Here is a 17,554-nt window from a genome sequence, read left to right as displayed (position 1 = left end):
GTGGGGGGAAGATCCCGGTGCGGCGGCGGGAGCGGATCCGGCGGGCGTCGATAGGCGCGGACTCGGAGACCGAACGGATGCTGTTCCGGGCGCTGAAGGAGCGGGGTTACACCTTCGAGCAGAACGCCCTGCTGGGTAAGTATTTCCGGGACGGGGTCCATGAGCCGGCGAAGTTGGTGGTGAAGGACTACTGGAAGGCCAACGACGCCATGGCACGCGGCTACCGGCACCTGACGTTCTCGGATGTGTGCATTGATCTGCACCGGCCGTGAGAGGTGGAGCTGGAGGGGCAGTGGCACTCCGCGTGGACCCAGCCGCATGCGATCGGGCTGCCCTGAGCGGTGCCTAGTTCCGGGGGTCAGCGCTGGTCGGGTCCTTGACCGGCAGCAGGAGCAGGGCGCCGACGAGCAGGATGAGGCCGATGCCGAGGATGCCGGCCCGGTCGGCGCCACCGGCCAGGGAGACAAAGACACCGAAGGCCAGCGGAGACAGCCAGGAGACGGCCCGGCCGGTGGTGACGTAGAGGCCGAAGAGCTGGCCCTCGGTGCCGGCGGTGGCCACCCGGGAGAGGAAGGAGCGGGCCGCCGACTGGGCGGGGCCGACGAACAGGCAGAGGATGAGGCCGAAGATCCAGAACATCTGGGGGCCGTCGACGAAGAAGAGCGCGACGGCGGCGGCGATCATGAGGATGAGGGAGCCGAGGATGATGGGTTTGGGGCCCACCCTGTCGTCGAGCCAGCCGCCGAGCATGGCACCGCCGGCGGCGGCGACGTTGGCGGCGACGCCGAAGATGAGGACGTCGCCGGGGGTCAGTCCGTAGACGGTCACCGCGAGGATGGCACCGAAGGTGAACACACCGGCCAGGCCGTCGCGGAAGACGGCGGAGGCGACGAGGAAGAAGACGGCGTTGCGGTCGGTGTGCCAGAGGTCGCGGATGGTGGCGAGGAGGCGTCGATACGCGTCGATGACGCCCTCGGTGTCCGCGGCGCCGGACGGTGGCGCCTCGGGGACGCGGAGGAGGACGGGGAGGGCGAAGATGCCGAACCACACGGCGGCGAACACCGCCACCAGCCGGATGTTGAGGCCGCCCTCGGTGGGCAGGCCGAACATGCCGCCTTCGCCCGCGACGAAGCCGACGTAGCAGATGAGCAGCAGGACGATGCCGCCGGCGTACCCCATGCCCCACCCGAAGCCGGAGACCCGGCCGACGTTGTCGGGGGTGGAGATCTGGTTGAGCTGGGCGTAGTAGTTGACCTCGGCGAACTCGAAAAGCACGGAGGCCACGGCCATGATGATCGCGCCGAGCCAGAAGTAGACGGGGGCGTCATTGCGCACCGCGAACAACGCCGCCATGAGCGCCACGGTCACGAACGTCCACACCGCCAGTGAGCGGCGGCGGGTGCCGCGGATGTCGGAGCGTTGGCCGATGATGGGGGCGACCACGGCGATGGTCACACCCGCGACCGCCATCACCCAGCCGTAGAGCTGCGTCGGGGTGGCGGAGGTGTCCAGGGTCTGGCCGACAGAGTCGGTGAGGTAGACGGAGAAGATGAACGTGACCAGGACGGCGTTGAACGCGGCCGATCCCCAGTCCCACAGGGCCCAGGACGTGACGGTGACGCGGTCGGTGCGCACATGGTTCATGCAGGGAAGTCTAAGGGCAGTCCGGGGATCTGGCGCAGGATCGCATCCACCAGGTGTGCCCGGTCCGCCTCCGACAGGGGGGAGTGGTGGACGTGGTCGTGGGCCCAGAGGCCGTAGGCCATGAGCTGGACGGGGTAGAGCTCGCTGCGCGGATCGGCGACCATCCACTGGTCCTCCAGCGCCGCCCACATCTCCGGCAGTTCAGGATGGCGGCGGGACTCCAGGCACATGAGCAGCTCGGCGGGTTCGGCGTCGTCGCGCATGCTCAGCACCACGGCGCGCAGGCGCTGGCCGGGATCGAGGTCGGTGGCGGGGGCGCCGGCGATGTCCTCCAGCTGGGCCTCCCACGTGTCGATGAAGTACTGGTTGATCGCCAGCAGGAGGTCCTGGCGGGTGGGGAAGTGGTAGATGATGCCGGACTTGGACAGCCCGGCGGCCTCGGCGAGGGTCTCGAAGCTCAGTGCCTCCACCCCCCGGTCCTCGATGACCCGGATGGCGGAGGTGATGATCCAGTCCCGTTTACTGGTGCGCAAGGCCCGCCCCTTCGGGTTGCCGCGGAAGCACCAGGCGGTGATGCCGGCGAACACGGCCGCGGAGACGGCGAGGATGGTGAGGATCCGGAAGTAGGCGGCGTCGTGGGTGCCCAACGCGAGCTGGAGGACCGGCAGGAGGCTGCCGAAGATGGCCACCGACAGCAGGGTGCCGAACTCGTAGGACACCTCCTCCACACCCGCCGCCATGCCGGCCCGGCGCACGGGGGCGGCACCGACGATGGCGGTGGAGGACACCGACATGATCGCACCGGCGCCCGCCCCCACCAGTGCCAGCGCGGCGACGAAGGCGGGAATGTTGTCGGCGGCGCCGAAGAAGGCGGCCAGCCCGACGCCGACGGCCACGGCCACGAATCCGCCGGTGATGAGGGGGATGAACCCGACCCGGTGCAGGAACGCGCCGCCGAGGATGGAGAGGGGGAACGCCGCGACCGTCACGGCGATGATGAGCAGTCCGGCCTCCAACGGGCTGTAGCCGAGGACGAGCTGGAACCGTTGCGTGGTCATCAGCTCCAGTCCGGCGACGGCGAACATCGCGCCGCCGGCCGCCAGGACCCCGCCGGTGAAGATGCGGGAGCGGAAGACGTCGAACGCCAGCAGCGGGTCGGACAGGCGACCCTGACGGCGGGTGAAGGCGATACCGCCGCCGGCGGCGATCACCGCGGAGACCGCCAGCAGCCACCAGGTGCGGTCCGGGTTGGCCAGCTCCTTGATCGTCATCACCAGACCCGAGAGGGTGAGCAGCGCGTAGACGGAGGAGACGGCGTCCCAGTGCTTCGACGGGTTGGGCATGTTCGCCGGGGCGACGACGATCGTGGCGGCGATGGTGAGCAGCACGATGGGGACGTTGATGAGGAAGATCGACCCCCACCAGAAGTACTCCAGCAGCAGGCCACCGACGACGGGGCCGGCCGCCGCACCGATGACGGCCACCGAGCCCCACACGCCGATGGCGGTGTTGCGTTCGCGTTCCTCGGTGAAGGTGATGCGGATGAGTGCGAGGGTGGCGGGCATCATCACGGCGGCGCCGAAACCGAGGAGGGCCCGGGCGCCGACGAGGAACCACGCGCCGGGTGCGAAGGCGGCCGCCAGGGAGGCGACACCGAAGACGGTCAGGCCCACGAGGAACATGAGCCGGTGACCGATTCGGTCACCGAGGGTGCCGGTGCCCAGCAGCAGGCCGGCGAGCACGAGCGGGTAGGCGTTGATGATCCACAGTGCCTGCGTGTCCGTGGTGCCGAGTTGGGCGCGCAGTTCCGGCAGGGCGGTGTAGAGGATCGAGTTGTCCACGCCGATCATCAGCAGTCCGAGGGAGATGACCAGGAGGAAGGTCCAGCGTTGCAGGGGGTGCTCACGGCGCGTAACTGTACCGACCGTTCGTTACAGTTACAAGCCGGTGTCGGGGTACGCGAGTACGGTTGTGGTCATGGCACGCAACTACGCAGAGCAACTCATCGCCACCCTGGAGAAGCAGGGCGTGGAACGCATCTACGGCGTCGTGGGCGACAGCCTCAACCCCATCGTCGACGCGATCCGCGACTCCTCCATCGAGTGGGTCCACGTCCGCAACGAGGAGGCCGCCGCCTTCGCGGCCGGCGCCGAATCCCTCACCACCGGCCGGCTGGCCGTGTGCGCCGGCTCCTGCGGCCCCGGCAACACCCACCTCATCCAGGGGCTGTACGACGCCCACCGCAACGGCGCGAAGGTCCTCGCCCTGGCCTCCCACATCCCCAGCCTGCAGATCGGGTCATCCTATTTCCAGGAGACCCACCCGGAGATGATCTTCCAGGAGTGCTCCGCCTACTGCGAGATGGTCAACTCCCCGGACCAGGGTGCCCGCATCCTCCACCACGCCATCCAGTCCACCATGGCCGGCAAGGGCGTGTCCGTCCTCGTCATCCCCGGTGACCTGGCGGAGGCGGACGCCGGTGAGGACATGTTCCTCGACTCCGTCATCGCCACCGGTCGCCCGACCGTCTACCCGGACGCCGCGGAAGCTGCCCGCCTGGTCGAGGCCATCAACGAGGCCGACACTGTCACCCTGTTCTGCGGCGCCGGTGTGAAAAACGCCCGCGAACAGGTCCTCGCCCTGGCGGAGAAGATCAAGTCCCCCATCGGGCACGCGTTCGGCGGCAAGATGTACATCCAGTACGACAACCCCTTCGACGTCGGCATGTCCGGCCTGCTCGGCTACGGCGCCTGCCATGACGCCTCCCACGACGCCGACCTCCTCATCCTGCTGGGCACCGACTTCCCGTACACCGAGTTCCTGCCACGCGACAACGTCGCCCAGGTGGACATCGACGCCTCCCACATCGGCCGCCGCACCACGGTGACGTACCCGGTGGTCGGCGACGTCGGCGCGACGATCGAGAACATCCTGCCCCACATCGAGGAGAAGACCGACCGCTCCTTCCTGGACACCCAGCTGCGCAACCACGCGAAGATCCTCGAGGGCGTCGTCGACGCGTACACGAAGAAGGTGGAGAAGAAGAAGCCCATCCACCCGGAGTACGTCGCCGCGCTCATCGACGAGCTCGCGGACGATGACGCGATCTTCACCGTCGACACCGGCATGTGCAACGTGTGGGCGGCGCGCTACCTGACGCCGAACGGGCGTCGGGAAGAGATCGGCTCCTTCCGTCACGGCACCATGGCCAACGCCCTTCCGCACGCCATCGGCGCGCAGTTCGTCGACCGGGACCGCCAGGTGGTGTCCTTCTCCGGCGACGGCGGCCTGGGCATGCTCATGGGCGAGCTGCTCACAGTCAAACAGCACGAGCTGCCGGTCAAGGCGGTGGTGTTCAACAACTCCTCGCTCGGCATGGTCAAGCTGGAGATGCTCGTGGCGGGCATGCCCGATTTCGGTACCGACCATGACGAGGTCAACTTCGCCGCCATCGCCGAGGCCGTGGGCATCAAGGCGATCCGCATCGAGGACCCGAAGAAGCTGCGCAAGGGCCTGGAGGAGGCGTTCGCCCGCCCCGGCCCCGTGCTCGTCGACGTGGTGACCGACCCTGACGCCCTGTCCATCCCGCCGGAGATCACCTGGGACATGCTCGTCGGTTTCACCCGCGCCTCCACCCGCTCCGTCTTCGGTGGCGGTGTGGGCAAGATGATCGGCCTCGCGCGCGCCAACCTCCGCAACATCGGGGCCGCGGCGACCATCGAGACCACGTAGATGACCCCGGTCGTCCGCGTCGACCTCGACCGGCTGCACGCCAACATCTCGGCGATGGCGGCCGGGCCGATCCCGCTGCGCCCGCACGTGAAGACGCACAAGATCCCCGAGATCGCCCGCCTCCAGCTCGCCGCCGGGGCCACCGGGCTGACCGTGGCCACCCTCGGGGAGGCGGAGATCTTCGCCGAAGTCTGCGACGACCTGTTCATCGCCTACCCGGTCTGGGCCGACCGGCGCCTGCCGGACCTCGCCCGGCGGGTGCGGCTGACCGTCGGCTGCGATTCCCTCACCGCGGGACGCGCCCTCGCGCGTATCGACGCCCCGTTGAGCGTCCTCATCGAGATCGATTCCGGCCACCACCGCTCCGGCGTCCCCGTCGACGCGGTGGCGGACCTGGCCCGCGGGCTACTGTCCCTGGGCCTGGATCTCCGCGGCGCCTTCACCTTCCCCGGCCACTCCTATGCGCCGGGTCAGATGGCAGCGGCGGCCGCCGACGAGTCTGCTGCCCTGGTGGCGGCGGGCGAGGTGCTCCGCTCATTCGGCGTGACCGACCCGGTGCTCTCCGGTGGCTCCACCCCGTCGGCCCGACTCTCGGATCCGGCGGTGGTCACCGAGGTCCGCCCCGGCGTCTACGTGTTCAACGACGCCCAGCAACTCGAACTGGGCACCTGCGGATGGGAGGACATCGCCCTGAGTATCCGTACCCGGGTGGTCTCCCGGCGGGACGATCTCCACCAGCTCATCGTCGACGCCGGCTCCAAGATCCTCGGCTCCGACCGCCCCGCCTGGGCTACCGGCTTCGGCCGCGTCATGGCTGTGCCGGAGGCCCGGATCACCGCCGTGTCCGAGCACCACGGCACGATCGTCTGGCCGGAAGGGGAGGCGCTGCCGTCGATCGGCGTGGAACTCGACGTCGTGCCCAACCACGTGTGCCCGGTGCTCAACCTCGTCGACGAGGTCGAGGTGTCCGACGGTTCCCGCTGGGCCGTGGCGGCGCGGGGCATGAACTAGGGGGCAATCGCCCCTGCCCTTGTGCTTGACGCTGCGTCAACAGCCACACTGGTACCCGTGACCGACTATTCCATCGGCGAGGCCGCCGACATCCTCCACGTCACCACCCGCACGCTGCGGCACTGGGACCAGATCGGCCTTCTCGTGCCCACGTGGCGCACGTGGTCCGATCACCGCCTCTACACCGACGATGACCTGGAGCGGGCGCTGCAGATCCTCGTCTACCGCGAGGCGGGCGTGCCGCTCAAGGAGATCGGGGAGCTTCTCGACGCCCCCGGCACCGCCGCCGAGCGGCTCCGGCGGCAGCGGGAGGTGCTGGTGGAACGGATCGGTCACCTGCACCGGATGGTCCGGGCAGTCGATGACCTCCTGGAAGGAGGGGACACCATGTCCATGAACGAGAAGGTTGAGCTCTTCGGCGAGGAATGGCCGGGCTACCAGCAGGAGGCCGAGGAGCGCTGGGGGGACACCCCGGAGTGGGAGCAGTCCCAGGCCCGGCAGAAGAACATGACCAGGGCCGACTGGCAGCAGGTCAAGGACGACCAGGACGGCTTCGTGGCCACGCTTGTCGACGCCGCGGAGCGCGGCGTGGCACCCGGCTCGGCGGAGGCGGAGGCGATCGTCGCCAAGCACCGGGAGAGCATCGGCCAGTTCTATGAGGTGACCGCGGAGAAGCAGGTGCTGCTGGCGCGGATGTACACCTGCGACGAGCGCTTCAACGCCACCTACCAGGGGCACGCTGACTACCTGCTCACCCTCATCGAGGCACAGGCCGAGAAGGAGGGGGTGGACCTGGCGAACGTGCAGTGGTCCTAGGGTGGTCCACAAGTCCAGGCAACTCTCAGACTCTGCCCAGCGGGATCGTAGAGCCGGGGAGTTGACTCGTGGGCACTGACACCGGAAAGTGATGGACTATGGACCCCAAGAATGATCCCCACTCCGCCGACCGGGACGTGAAGGTCCTGGTCGTCGACGATGAGCCGAACATCGTGGAGCTGCTCACCGTGAGCCTGAAGTTCCAGGGCTTCGACGTACGCACCGCCGACTCCGGCACCGAGGCCATGCGGATCGCCCGCGAGTTCAACCCTGACGCCTACATCCTCGATGTGATGATGCCGGGCATGGACGGCTTCGAGCTGCTGTCGAAGCTCCGCTCCGAGGGGCTCGACGGCCCCGTGCTGTACCTGACCGCCAAGGACGCCGTGGAGCACCGCATCCACGGGCTCACCATCGGTGCGGACGACTACGTGACCAAGCCGTTCTCCCTCGAGGAGGTGATCACCCGGCTGCGGGTGATCCTGCGGCGTGGGCATGCGCTCGACGAGTCGCCGGAGGACGCCACGATCAGCTACGCCGACCTCACCCTCAATGACGAGACCCACGAGGTGACCAAGGCGGGCCGGATCGTCGAGCTCTCGCCCACGGAGTTCAACCTCCTGCGCTACCTCATGCTCAACGCGGAGGTCGTGCTGTCGAAGTCGAAGATCCTCGACAACGTGTGGCACTACGACTTCGGTGGCGACGGCAACGTCGTCGAGTCCTACATCTCCTACCTGCGCCGGAAGATCGACACCGGTGACGTCCCGTTGATCCAGACGGTCCGGGGCGTCGGTTACGTCCTCCGGACCCCGCGCCAGTGAATCTGCCCCCCTATCCGGAACCGGCCCGGGAGGTCCGGGCCAATCCGTACTCCGCACCGGCGGCACCGGAGGAACCGGTCCAGCCGGCCGGTGTGAAGTCGATGCCGCTGCGCACCTGGCTGGTCATCATCATCGTGCTCGTCTCCGGCATCGGGCTGGCGGCGTCCTCGGTGGCGGTGTCGTCGATCATGCGGGAGGTCATGTACTCCCGGGTCGACGAGGATCTGGTCAACTCCCTCGGCGGCTGGGCCCGCAATGACCGGATCTTCAACACCGACCGGGCGTCGCGTCCCCCGACGGACTACGTGGTGATCAAGATCTTCGCCGACGGCTCCAGCGTGGTGTTCAACGACCCGGGCACGCTGCCCCGGCTGGACACCGTCGTCGTCGGCGGTCCACCCGTCACCGTCCCCTCGGACGGCGATGCACCGATGATGTGGCGGGTGATCTCCCACCGTGAGGGCGAGGTCACCACCGTCGTGGCCAAGACCCTCGACCGGGAACGCACCCTGCTCGTCGGCCTGGCACTGATCCAGGTGGTCATCAGCGTCCTCGTCCTCGCGGTGCTGGCCCTGCTCGGCTACTACTTCATCCGCCGGGCCATGGCACCGTTGCGCGAGGTCGAGCGCACCGCCGGGGAGATCGCCGGCGGCGACCTCGACCGCCGTGTCCCGCAGTGGCCGCGGGAGACCGAGGTCGGCCAGCTCGCACACGCGCTCAACTCCATGCTCGGGCAGCTGCAGGAGTCCGTGGAGACCGCCCGGGACAAGGAGGAGCAGATGCGCCGCTTCGTCGGCGACGCCTCCCACGAGCTGCGCACCCCGCTGACCTCGGTCCGCGGTTACACCGAGCTCTACCGTTCGGGGGCGACCGACAACGTCGACATGGTCCTGACCAAGATCGACGACGAGTCCCGGCGGATGAGCCTGCTCGTCGAGGACCTGCTGGCGCTGACCCGTGCCGAAGGGGCACGTCTGGACAAGAAGCCGGTCGACCTGCTCGAGCTGTCCCTGTCAGTGGCCAGCTCCGCCCGGGCCGCCTTCCCGGGCCGGGCCGTCGAGGTGGTCAACGGGACCTCCTGTGTGCCGGTCGTCGACGGTGATCCCGCCCGCCTGCACCAGGTGCTGCTCAACCTCATCTCCAACGGGTTGACCCACGGCGGGCCGGACGCGAAGGTCACCGTCACGCTCACCCGCGAGGGCGATGACGTGGTCACCCGGGTCGCGGACGACGGCCGCGGCATGTCGCCGGAGGTGACCAGCCACATCTTCGAGCGGTTCTACCGGGAGGACTCGTCACGCTCACGCGCCTCCGGCGGCTCCGGGCTGGGCCTGGCGATCGTGCGCACCCTCGTCGAATCCCACGGCGGGTCCATCACCGTCGATTCGGCGGTGGGGGAGGGCACCACGTTCACGGTCCGGCTGCCCGACCAGGGCACCGACCATGTCACGGGGTCCACGCCAGCGCGGCGCTGATCTCCCGGGCCAGGCTCGGCAGGTACTCGTGGCGCACGCCGCGGACCTCGACGACCTCGCCGAGGTCGGAGGATTCGCGCGGCACGATCCGGTCCGCGTCCGAGATGATCGAGACCACCCGGGTGCCGGCGGGGACCTCCGCCGCCCAGGGTTCAGGAGTGAGCAGGTCGAGGGCACCGCGGCCCATGACGGTGCCGATGCCCCGGCGTACCACCGGGTTGCGCGGGGCGGGCAGGCCCCGGAAGGCGGCACCCACCCCGACGAGGGTGCGCACCGAGCCGGGGAACTGACGGGCCAGGCGCAGCCCCAGGAGCCCGCCGAGGGAGTGACCCACCATGTCGAGGGGGGAGCTGAGGTGGGGCGAGAGGGCGTCGACAAGCTCGGTGAGGGAACGTTCCACGGGGACGGTGCCACGGAGCCCGTACTCCGGGGCGATGACGGGTATGCCGGCCGCGATGAGCGCGCGGGCGGTGAGCTCGAAGTTGCCGGGCGAGCCGAGCAGGCCGTGCAGGAGCACGACCGGGGTGCCGGGCAGCGCGGGCAGCTCCGGCAGGTGCCCGCGGTGGGGCACCCAGCGCAGCAGGCTCATCGGCCTAGATGGGGTACCCGGACTCGTCGGTCTCCAGGATCGCGCGGATCCGTGCCGCGGCGTCGTCCATCGTCGCCGGGTCGGTGGCGTCCGCCGCCATCGCCTGGGAGAAGTCGTACTCGCCCATCTGGTCGGTGGGGAAGAGGTGGATGTGGGTGTGGGGGACATCGAAACCGGCGATGATGTAGCCGGCGCGGGAGGAGTCGAACGCCTCCTTGACGGCCCGGCCGATGTTCTGCGCGACCTCGTTGAGGGCACCCCACACCTTCGGGTCGAGGTCGGTCCAGCGGTCGACCTCATCGACGGGGACGACGAGGACGTGGCCGTACCGGAGGGGTTCGATGGACAGGAACGCCACCACCGTGTCGTCGCGGTAGACGAAGCGGCCGGGGAGCTCGCCGTTGATGATCTTGGTGAACACGCTACTCATGCCCGCCAGGCTACCTCTACTATCTAGAGCCATGCGCATTCTCGTCATCGGATCGGGCGGCCGCGAGCACGCCCTGCTCAAGGGGCTCGCCGCCGACCCCGCCACCACCGACCTCCACGTCACGCCCGGCAACGCCGGCATGGCGGGCCTGGCCACCGTCCACGCGGACGCCGGGAAGGTCGACGACGCGGACGCCATGGTGGCGCTCGCCCGCGACATCGCGGCAGACCTGGTGGTCATCGGCCCGGAGATCCCGCTGGTCGCGGGCGTAGCCGACGCCCTGCGCGACGCCGGCATCCGGGTCTTCGGCCCGGGCCGGCAGGCGGCGCAGCTGGAGGGGTCGAAGAAGTTCGCCAAGGAGGTCATGGAAGCCGCCGGCGTGGCAACCGCGCGAGCCGAACAGCTCCTCCCCGGCGCCGACCCGGCCGAGATCGAGGCCGCCCTCGACCGCTTCGGCCCGACCTGGGTGGTCAAGGACGACGGCCTGGCCGGCGGCAAGGGAGTCGTGGTCACCCCCGAACGGGAGGCCGCCCTGGCGCACGTCGCCGCCGTCCACGAGCTGGGCAATCCCGTGCTGCTCGAGTCCTTCCTCGACGGCCCCGAGGTCTCCCTGTTCTGCCTCGTCGACGGCGAGACCGTCGTCCCGCTGCTGCCCGCCCAGGACCACAAGCGCGCCCACGACAACGACGAGGGCCCCAACACCGGCGGCATGGGCGCCTACACCCCGCTGCCGTGGCTGCCCGCCGACGGTGTCCAGCGGATCGTCGACGAGGTGTGCGTCCCCGTGGCGAAGGAGATGGTGCGCCGCGGCACCCCCTACTCCGGGCTGCTCTACGCCGGCCTGGCCTGGGGTGCGGACGGCCCGAGCGTCGTCGAGTTCAACGCCCGCTTCGGTGACCCGGAGACCCAGGCCGTCCTCGCCCTGCTGGAGACCCCGCTCGCCGGGCTTCTCGACGCCGTCGCCTCCGGCACCCTCGCCTCCCACCCGCCCCTGGCCTGGCGCGACGCCTACGCCCTGACCGTGGTGCTGGCCGCCGCCGACTACCCGGCGTCCCCGCGCACCGGCGACGTCATCACCGGCGACATGCTTGACGACGCCGCGAAGGTCCTCCACGCCGGCACCTCCCGCACCGACTCCGGCGACCTGGTCTCCGCCGGCGGCCGCGTGCTCAACATCCTCGGCGTCGGCCCGACGTTGGCGGCGGCTCGCGAGGACGCCTACGCCACCATCGCGGAGATCGACCTCGACGGCTCCTTCTACCGCACCGACATCGCCCTGCCCGCGGTGGAGGGAAGGATCACGCTGTGACACTCATGAGCGGGATCGTCAGCCAACGGGGCCAGGTCCAGCCCTTCCGCGTCATGCAGATGCTCGACATCGTGCACCGGCGCCGCCGCGAGGGCAAGGACACCATCATGCTCTGCGCCGGACAGCCCACCACGGGCGCGCCGGGCGCGGTACTCGAGGCGGCCGAGGCGTCCCTGCACGCCTCCACCCTCGGCTACACCGAGGTCGTCGGCGACCGGGACCTCCGGGAGACGGTCGCGTCGTGGCACTCCTCGACGTACGGGGTGGAGACCTCCGCCGACAACGTCGTCATCACCACCGGCTCCTCCGGCGGTTTCGTCGCCTCCTTCCTCGCCGTGCTCGACCACGGGGACACCGTCGCCCTGTCCTGCCCCGGCTACCCGGCCTACCGCAACATCCTCGAGTCCCTCGGCGCCCGCGTCGTCGACCTCGTCTGCGACGAGTCCACCCGCTTCCAGCCCACCGCCGCCATGCTCGATGCCCTGCCGGTGGAGGACAAGCCGAAGGCCGTCATCGTCACCTCCCCGGGCAACCCGTCGGGCACCATCATCGACCCGGCCGAACTCGAGCGCATCGCACGGTGGTGTGAGGACAACGGCGCCGTGCTCATCTCGGACGAGGACTACCACGGCATGAGCTTCGGCCGCCCCCTGGCCACCGCCCGGCAGTTCTCCGACCGGGCCATCGTCGTAGGCACCCTGTCGAAGTACTACTCCATGACCGGCTGGCGCATCGGCTGGCTCATCCTCCCCGACGAACTGCTCACCCCGGTGGAGAACCTGCAGGCCTCCCTCGCCCTGTGTGCCCCGGCGATCTCCCAGGTCGCTGGCCGGGCCGCCTTCTCCGCGGCGGCGCGTGCCGAACTCGACGGCCATATCACCCACTACGCCGCCGCCCGCCGCGCCCTGCTGGAGGAACTGCCGAAGATCGGGTTCACCCGCTTCGCCGAACCCGACGGCGGCCTGTACTTCTGGCTCGATGTCTCCGACGTCACCGACGACTCCGAGGCCTGGTGCCACGAGCTCGTCGACGCCATCGGCGTGGCCTTCGCCCCCGGCATCGACTTCGACCCCGTCCACGGCCACCAGTGGGTCCGCCTGTCCCTGTGCGCACCGGAGGATCAGACCCGGGAGGCCTGCCGCAGGCTCGGTGCATATCTCGGTCGGTGACTCGTGCGATAATCAGGGCGTGGCCGATAACGTGAAGATCGCAAACGTCCTGTCCAACCGCTACGCCTCCGCCGAGCTGACCCAGCTGTGGAGCCCGGAGTACAAGATCATCCTGGAGCGGCAGCTCTGGATCGCCGTGATGAAGGCGCAGAAGGATCTGGGCGTGGACATCCCCGCCGAGGCGATCACCGCCTACGAGGATGTCATCGACCGGGTCGACCTCGTCTCCATCGCCGCCCGTGAGCGGGTCACCCGCCACGACGTCAAGGCGCGGATCGAGGAGTTCAACGCCCTGGCCGGGCACGAGCACATCCACAAGGGCATGACCTCGCGCGATCTCACCGAGAACGTCGAGCAGCTGCAGATCTTCCGCTCCCTGGAGTTCATCCGGGACAAGGCCGTCGCGGTCGTCGCCCGCATCGGGACCCGCGCCTCCCAGTACCAGTCCCTGGTCATGGCCGGCCGCTCCCACAACGTCGCCGCCCAGGCCACCACCCTGGGCAAGCGCTTCGCCTCCGCGGCCGACGAGATGCTCGTCGCCATCGAACGCGCCGAGGAACTGCTCGGCCGCTACCCGCTGCGCGGCATCAAGGGTCCCATGGGCACCTCCCAGGACATGCTCGACCTCATGGGCGGCAACCAGAACAAGCTCGCCTCCCTGGAGACCTCCATCGCCGACTACCTCGGCTTCGCCCGGATCTTCGACTCCGTCGGACAGGTCTACCCGCGCTCCCTCGACTTCGACGCCGTCTCCGTCCTCGTCCAGCTCGGCGCCGGCCCCTCCTCCCTGGCCCACACCATCCGCCTCATGGCCGGCAACGAGACCGTCACCGAGGGCTTCAAGGAGGGCCAGGTCGGCTCCTCGGCCATGCCGCACAAGATGAACGCCCGCTCCTGCGAGCGCGTCGGTGGCCTGCAGGTCATCCTCCGCGGCTACCTCACCATGGTCGCCGACCTCGCCGGCCAGCAGTGGAACGAAGGCGACGTCTTCTGCTCCGTCATCCGCCGCGTCGCCCTGCCGGACGCCTTCTTCGCCATTGACGGCATGTTCGAGACCTTCCTCACCGTCCTCGACGAGTTCGGTGCCTTCCCGGCCATGATCGACCGGGAGCTCGAGCGCTACCTGCCGTTCCTGGCCACCACCCGCATCCTCATGGCCGCCGTCCGCGCCGGCGTCGGCCGCGAGACCGCCCACGAGGTGATCAAGGAGAACGCCGTCGCCGTGGCACTGAACATGCGCGAGAACGGCGGCGGCCAGGACCTCATCGAACGCCTCGCCGCCGACGAACGCCTCCCGATGACCCAGGCCGAGCTCGAGGCCGCCCTGGCCGACAAGCACGCCTTCATCGGCGCCGCCGAGACCCAGGTCGACCGGGTGGTCAGCCGCATCGACGCCCTGGTGCAGCTGCACCCGGAGGCCGCGAAGTACCAGCCGGGTGAGATCCTCTAGCCAGCATTTCCCAACCACCACCGGCGGGTCTACACTCCATTCTCATGCGTCCTGAGCTGTCCGAGTACAACCACCTCTCCGCGGGCAAGGTCCGCGAGATCTACGAGGTGGACGATGAGACCCTGCTGATGGTGGTCTCCGACCGTATCTCCGCCTACGACCACATCCTGGATCCCGAGATCCCGGACAAGGGGCGGGTGCTCACCGCGATGAGCGTCTTCTTCTTCGACGCCATCGACTTCCCCAACCACCTCGCCGGGCCCGCGGACGATCCACGGATCCCCGAGGAGGTCCTCGGCCGTGCGCTGGTGGTGAAGAAGCTGAAGATGCTGCCCTTCGAGTGCGTGGCCCGCGGCTACCTCACCGGCTCCGGCCTCAAGGAGTACAAGGAGTCCGGCACCGTCTGCGGCATCGAGCTGCCCGCCGGGCTCGTGGAGGCCTCCAGGCTGCCCGAGCCGATCTTCACCCCCGCCACGAAGGCGGAGCTCGGTGACCACGACGAGAACGTCAGCTTTGACGCGGTCGTCGAGAAGCTCGGGGAGACCCGGGCGAACGAGCTGCGCGACGCCACCCTGCGGATCTACTCCGAGGCCGCCGCCCTCGCAGAGTCGAAGGGGATCATCCTCGCCGACACCAAGTTCGAGTTCGGCCTCGACGCCGACGGCACCCTCGTGCTCGCCGACGAGGTGCTCACCCCCGACTCCTCCCGCTACTGGCCGGCCGACTCCTACGAGGTGGGCAAGGTCCAGCCCAGCTTTGACAAGCAGTACGTGCGCAACTGGCTGACCAGCCCGAAGTCCGGCTGGAACGTCGACGACACCACCCCGCCGCCGGCCCTGCCCGGCTCCGTCGTCGAGGCGACCCGCGAGCGCTACATCGAGGCCTACGAGCGGTTGTCCGGGCAGAAGTTCGCCCGCTGGGTCGGCTGCTGCGTCTGATCGGGCGGTGACTACAGTGGGGTGCCATGACTCTGCAGCCCCCTGTCGCACCCCGCACGCCGATCGTCCGTGAATTCCACGGGCACTCCTTCACCGACAACTACGAGTGGCTGCGCGACAAGGAGTCGGCCGAGACGATCGCCTACCTCGAGGCGGAGAACGCCTACACCGAGCAGCAGACCGCGGACATCGCCGACCTCACGGAGACGATCTACACCGAGATCAAGTCCCGCATCAAGGAGACGGACATGTCCGTCCCCGTCCGCGCCGGTGACTACTGGTACTACGGCCGCACCATCGAGGGGAAGAACTACGGCCTGAGCTGCCGCATCCCCGTGTCCGAGGGCCAGGACCCGTGGGTCGCCCCCGTCATCCCCGAGGACGGCGAGGTGGAGGGCGAGCAGATCCTCCTCGACCTCAACGAGCTGGCCGAGGGCTACGAGTTCTTCTCCCTCGGCGCCTCCAGCGTCACCACCTCCGGCCGCTACCTCGCCTACTCCGTGGACACCGCCGGCGACGAACGCTTCGACCTCCACGTCAAGGACCTGGAGACCGGCGAGCTGCTCGACGACCACCTCACGGACGTCTTCTACGGCGCGACCTGGGCCGGCGAGGAGCACCTGTTCTACCAGCGCGTCGACGAGGCATGGCGGCCCGACACCGTGTGGCGCCACCGCATCGGCACCGACCCGTCCGAGGACGTGTGTGTCTACCGCGAGGACGACGAGCACTTCTTCACCGGCGTCGGCGTCACCCGCTGCGAGACCTACCTCATCATCGAGGCCGCCTCCAAGATCACCTCCGAGACCCGCGTCCTCGAGCTGGACAACCCCGAGGGCGAGTTCCGCGTCCTGTGGCCCCGCGAGTCCGGCGTCGAGTACTCCGTCGACCACGCCGTCGTCGGCGGCGAGAGCCGCTGGGTGGTCACCCACAACGCGACAGGGCCGAACTTCGAGGTGGGGGAGTGCAGCGTGGACACGTTGCCGCCGCTGCGGGACCTCCACGTCCTCATCCCCCACTCCGACGAGGTGCGCATCGAGGGCGTGGACACCTACCGCGACTTCATCGTCGCCGCCTATCGACGCGGCGCCATCGGACGCCTGTCCATCATGGAACTGGTGGACGGTGGTTACGGCCAGTTCACCGAGCTCAAGTTCGACGAAGAGCTCTACACCGCCGGCTCCTCCGGCAACCCCGAATGGGATGCCCCCGTCATCCGCCTGTCCTACGGCTCCTTCACCACCCCCGCCCGCCTCTACGACTACCGCGTCGCCACCGGCGAACGCACCCTGCTCAAGGAGCAGGAGGTCCGCGGCGGCTACAACCGCGAGGACTACACCGCCTACCGCCTCTGGGCCACCGCCCCCGACGGCGAACAGGTACCCATCTCCGTGGTCCACCGCGCCGACCTCGACCTCACCTCACCCCGCGGGTGTGTCCTCTACGGCTACGGCTCCTACGAATCGAGCATCGACCCGGGCTTCTCCATCTCCCGCCTCTCCGTCATGGACCGTGGCATGATCTTCGCCGTCGCCCACGTCCGCGGCGGTGGCGAAATGGGCCGCGGCTGGTACGACAACGGCAAGCAGCTGACCAAGAAGAACACCTTCACCGACTTCATCGCCTGCGCCGACGAACTCATCGCCACCGGCCTGACGGCCTCGGACCGGCTCGTCGCCGAAGGCGGCTCCGCCGGTGGCATGCTCATGGGCGCGGTGGCCAACCTCGCCGGCGACCGCTTCGCCGGCATCCAGGCCATCGTCCCCTTCGTCGACCCGCTGACCTCCATGCTCAAACCCGAACTGCCGCTCACCGTCACCGAGTGGGACGAATGGGGCGACCCCTTCCACGACCCGGCGGTCTACGAGTACATGGCCTCCTACGCCCCCTACGAGAACGTCGAGGCCAAGGACTACCCCGACATCCTCGCCGTCACCTCCATCAACGACACCCGCGTCCTCTACGTCGAACCCGCCAAGTGGATCGCCCGGCTACGCGAGGTGGCCACCGGTGGCGAGTTCCTGCTCAAGACCGAGATGTCCGCCGGCCACGGCGGCGTCTCCGGCCGCTACGCCCGCTGGCACCAGACCGCGTTCGAGTACGCGTGGACCATCCACACTTCCGGTGGCGGGCGGACCGAGTAGGTCTCGCCGCGACAGCCCCGCCC

The 17,554-nt window shown here is 69.2% G+C and carries 15 protein-coding genes and 1 pseudogene; 11 read left to right on the top strand and 5 right to left on the bottom strand.

What is annotated here, in order from left to right; all coding sequences use genetic code 11:
* The first annotated feature begins 17 nt into the window (after positions 1-17).
* Positions 18-272, top strand: coding sequence for a hypothetical protein (locus tag QP029_RS01600; RefSeq protein WP_284875157.1), 255 nt, complete (start codon positions 18-20; stop codon positions 270-272).
* Between the two features lie 73 nt (positions 273-345).
* Here the strand turns inward: QP029_RS01600 and QP029_RS01595 are convergent, their stop codons facing one another.
* The 3 genes and pseudogenes from QP029_RS01595 to QP029_RS01585 form a co-directional block, all read right to left on the bottom strand.
* The gene (locus tag QP029_RS01595; protein ID WP_349293721.1) at positions 346-1,752 is read right to left on the bottom strand and encodes an MFS transporter; all 1,407 of its coding nucleotides are present in this window, start codon (positions 1,750-1,752) and stop codon (positions 346-348) included.
* On the bottom strand, positions 1,641-2,114 hold the full coding sequence (locus QP029_RS01590; RefSeq protein ID WP_284876120.1) for a TetR/AcrR family transcriptional regulator: 474 nt from the start codon (positions 2,112-2,114) through the stop codon (positions 1,641-1,643). The genes QP029_RS01595 and QP029_RS01590 overlap by 112 nt, the downstream gene beginning before the upstream one ends.
* Before the next feature lie 69 nt (positions 2,115-2,183).
* Positions 2,184-3,494, bottom strand: a pseudogene (locus QP029_RS01585) (MFS transporter); the annotation flags it as partial.
* Positions 3,495-3,621: 127 nt separating this feature from the next.
* Here QP029_RS01585 and QP029_RS01580 point away from each other — a divergent pair.
* From QP029_RS01580 to QP029_RS01560, 5 genes are all read left to right on the top strand, one after another.
* Positions 3,622-5,376 carry a pyruvate dehydrogenase gene (locus QP029_RS01580; protein WP_284875155.1) on the top strand — a complete coding sequence of 585 codons (1,755 nt, stop codon included), beginning with the start codon at positions 3,622-3,624 and terminating at the stop codon, positions 5,374-5,376.
* On the top strand, positions 5,377-6,387 hold the full coding sequence (locus tag QP029_RS01575) for an alanine racemase (RefSeq protein WP_284875154.1): 1,011 nt from the start codon (positions 5,377-5,379) through the stop codon (positions 6,385-6,387).
* A 57-nt stretch (positions 6,388-6,444) separates the two neighbouring features.
* Positions 6,445-7,203, top strand: coding sequence for a MerR family transcriptional regulator (locus tag QP029_RS01570; RefSeq protein WP_284875153.1), 759 nt, complete (start codon positions 6,445-6,447; stop codon positions 7,201-7,203).
* A gap of 98 nt (positions 7,204-7,301) precedes the next feature.
* Complete coding sequence (locus QP029_RS01565; RefSeq protein WP_284875152.1) at positions 7,302-8,027, top strand: response regulator transcription factor; 726 nt, start codon at positions 7,302-7,304, stop codon at positions 8,025-8,027.
* Positions 8,024-9,502 carry a sensor histidine kinase gene (locus QP029_RS01560; protein ID WP_349293714.1) on the top strand — a complete coding sequence of 493 codons (1,479 nt, stop codon included), beginning with the start codon at positions 8,024-8,026 and terminating at the stop codon, positions 9,500-9,502. Before QP029_RS01565 ends, QP029_RS01560 begins: the two co-directional genes overlap by 4 nt.
* Here QP029_RS01560 and QP029_RS01555 read toward each other — a convergent pair.
* On the bottom strand, positions 9,474-10,091 hold the full coding sequence (locus QP029_RS01555) for an alpha/beta hydrolase (RefSeq protein WP_284875151.1): 618 nt from the start codon (positions 10,089-10,091) through the stop codon (positions 9,474-9,476). The genes QP029_RS01560 and QP029_RS01555 overlap by 29 nt on opposite strands.
* 4 nt (positions 10,092-10,095) lie before the next feature.
* A complete protein-coding gene (locus tag QP029_RS01550; RefSeq protein WP_284875150.1) occupies positions 10,096-10,521 on the bottom strand; it encodes an HIT family protein in 426 nt (141 codons plus the stop codon).
* A 31-nt stretch (positions 10,522-10,552) separates the two neighbouring features.
* On the opposite strand from QP029_RS01550, the gene purD reads away from it, so the two are divergent.
* Genes purD through QP029_RS01525 form a run of 5 tightly spaced genes read left to right on the top strand, consistent with a single transcriptional unit; the run spans position 10,553 to position 17,531 of the window.
* Positions 10,553-11,830 (top strand): phosphoribosylamine--glycine ligase, encoded by a 1,278-nt coding sequence (purD, locus tag QP029_RS01545; RefSeq protein WP_284875149.1) that lies wholly within the window; start codon positions 10,553-10,555, stop codon positions 11,828-11,830.
* 53 nt (positions 11,831-11,883) lie between these two features.
* Positions 11,884-12,999 (top strand): pyridoxal phosphate-dependent aminotransferase, encoded by a 1,116-nt coding sequence (locus tag QP029_RS01540; RefSeq protein WP_284876118.1) that lies wholly within the window; start codon positions 11,884-11,886, stop codon positions 12,997-12,999.
* A 19-nt stretch (positions 13,000-13,018) separates the two neighbouring features.
* Positions 13,019-14,449 carry an adenylosuccinate lyase gene (gene purB / locus QP029_RS01535; RefSeq protein WP_284875148.1) on the top strand — a complete coding sequence of 477 codons (1,431 nt, stop codon included), beginning with the start codon at positions 13,019-13,021 and terminating at the stop codon, positions 14,447-14,449.
* Positions 14,450-14,493: 44 nt separating this feature from the next.
* Positions 14,494-15,387, top strand: coding sequence for a phosphoribosylaminoimidazolesuccinocarboxamide synthase (locus QP029_RS01530; protein WP_284875147.1), 894 nt, complete (start codon positions 14,494-14,496; stop codon positions 15,385-15,387).
* A 26-nt stretch (positions 15,388-15,413) separates the two neighbouring features.
* On the top strand, positions 15,414-17,531 hold the full coding sequence (locus QP029_RS01525) for a S9 family peptidase (protein ID WP_284875146.1): 2,118 nt from the start codon (positions 15,414-15,416) through the stop codon (positions 17,529-17,531).
* Positions 17,532-17,554: the final 23 nt, after the last annotated feature.

The organism is Corynebacterium suedekumii (assembly GCF_030252185.1).
Classification (GTDB): Bacteria; Actinomycetota; Actinomycetes; order Mycobacteriales; family Mycobacteriaceae; genus Corynebacterium; species Corynebacterium suedekumii.
The sequence above is the reverse complement of the archived record's forward strand: the minus strand, read 5'-3'. Positions and strand labels throughout refer to the sequence as shown.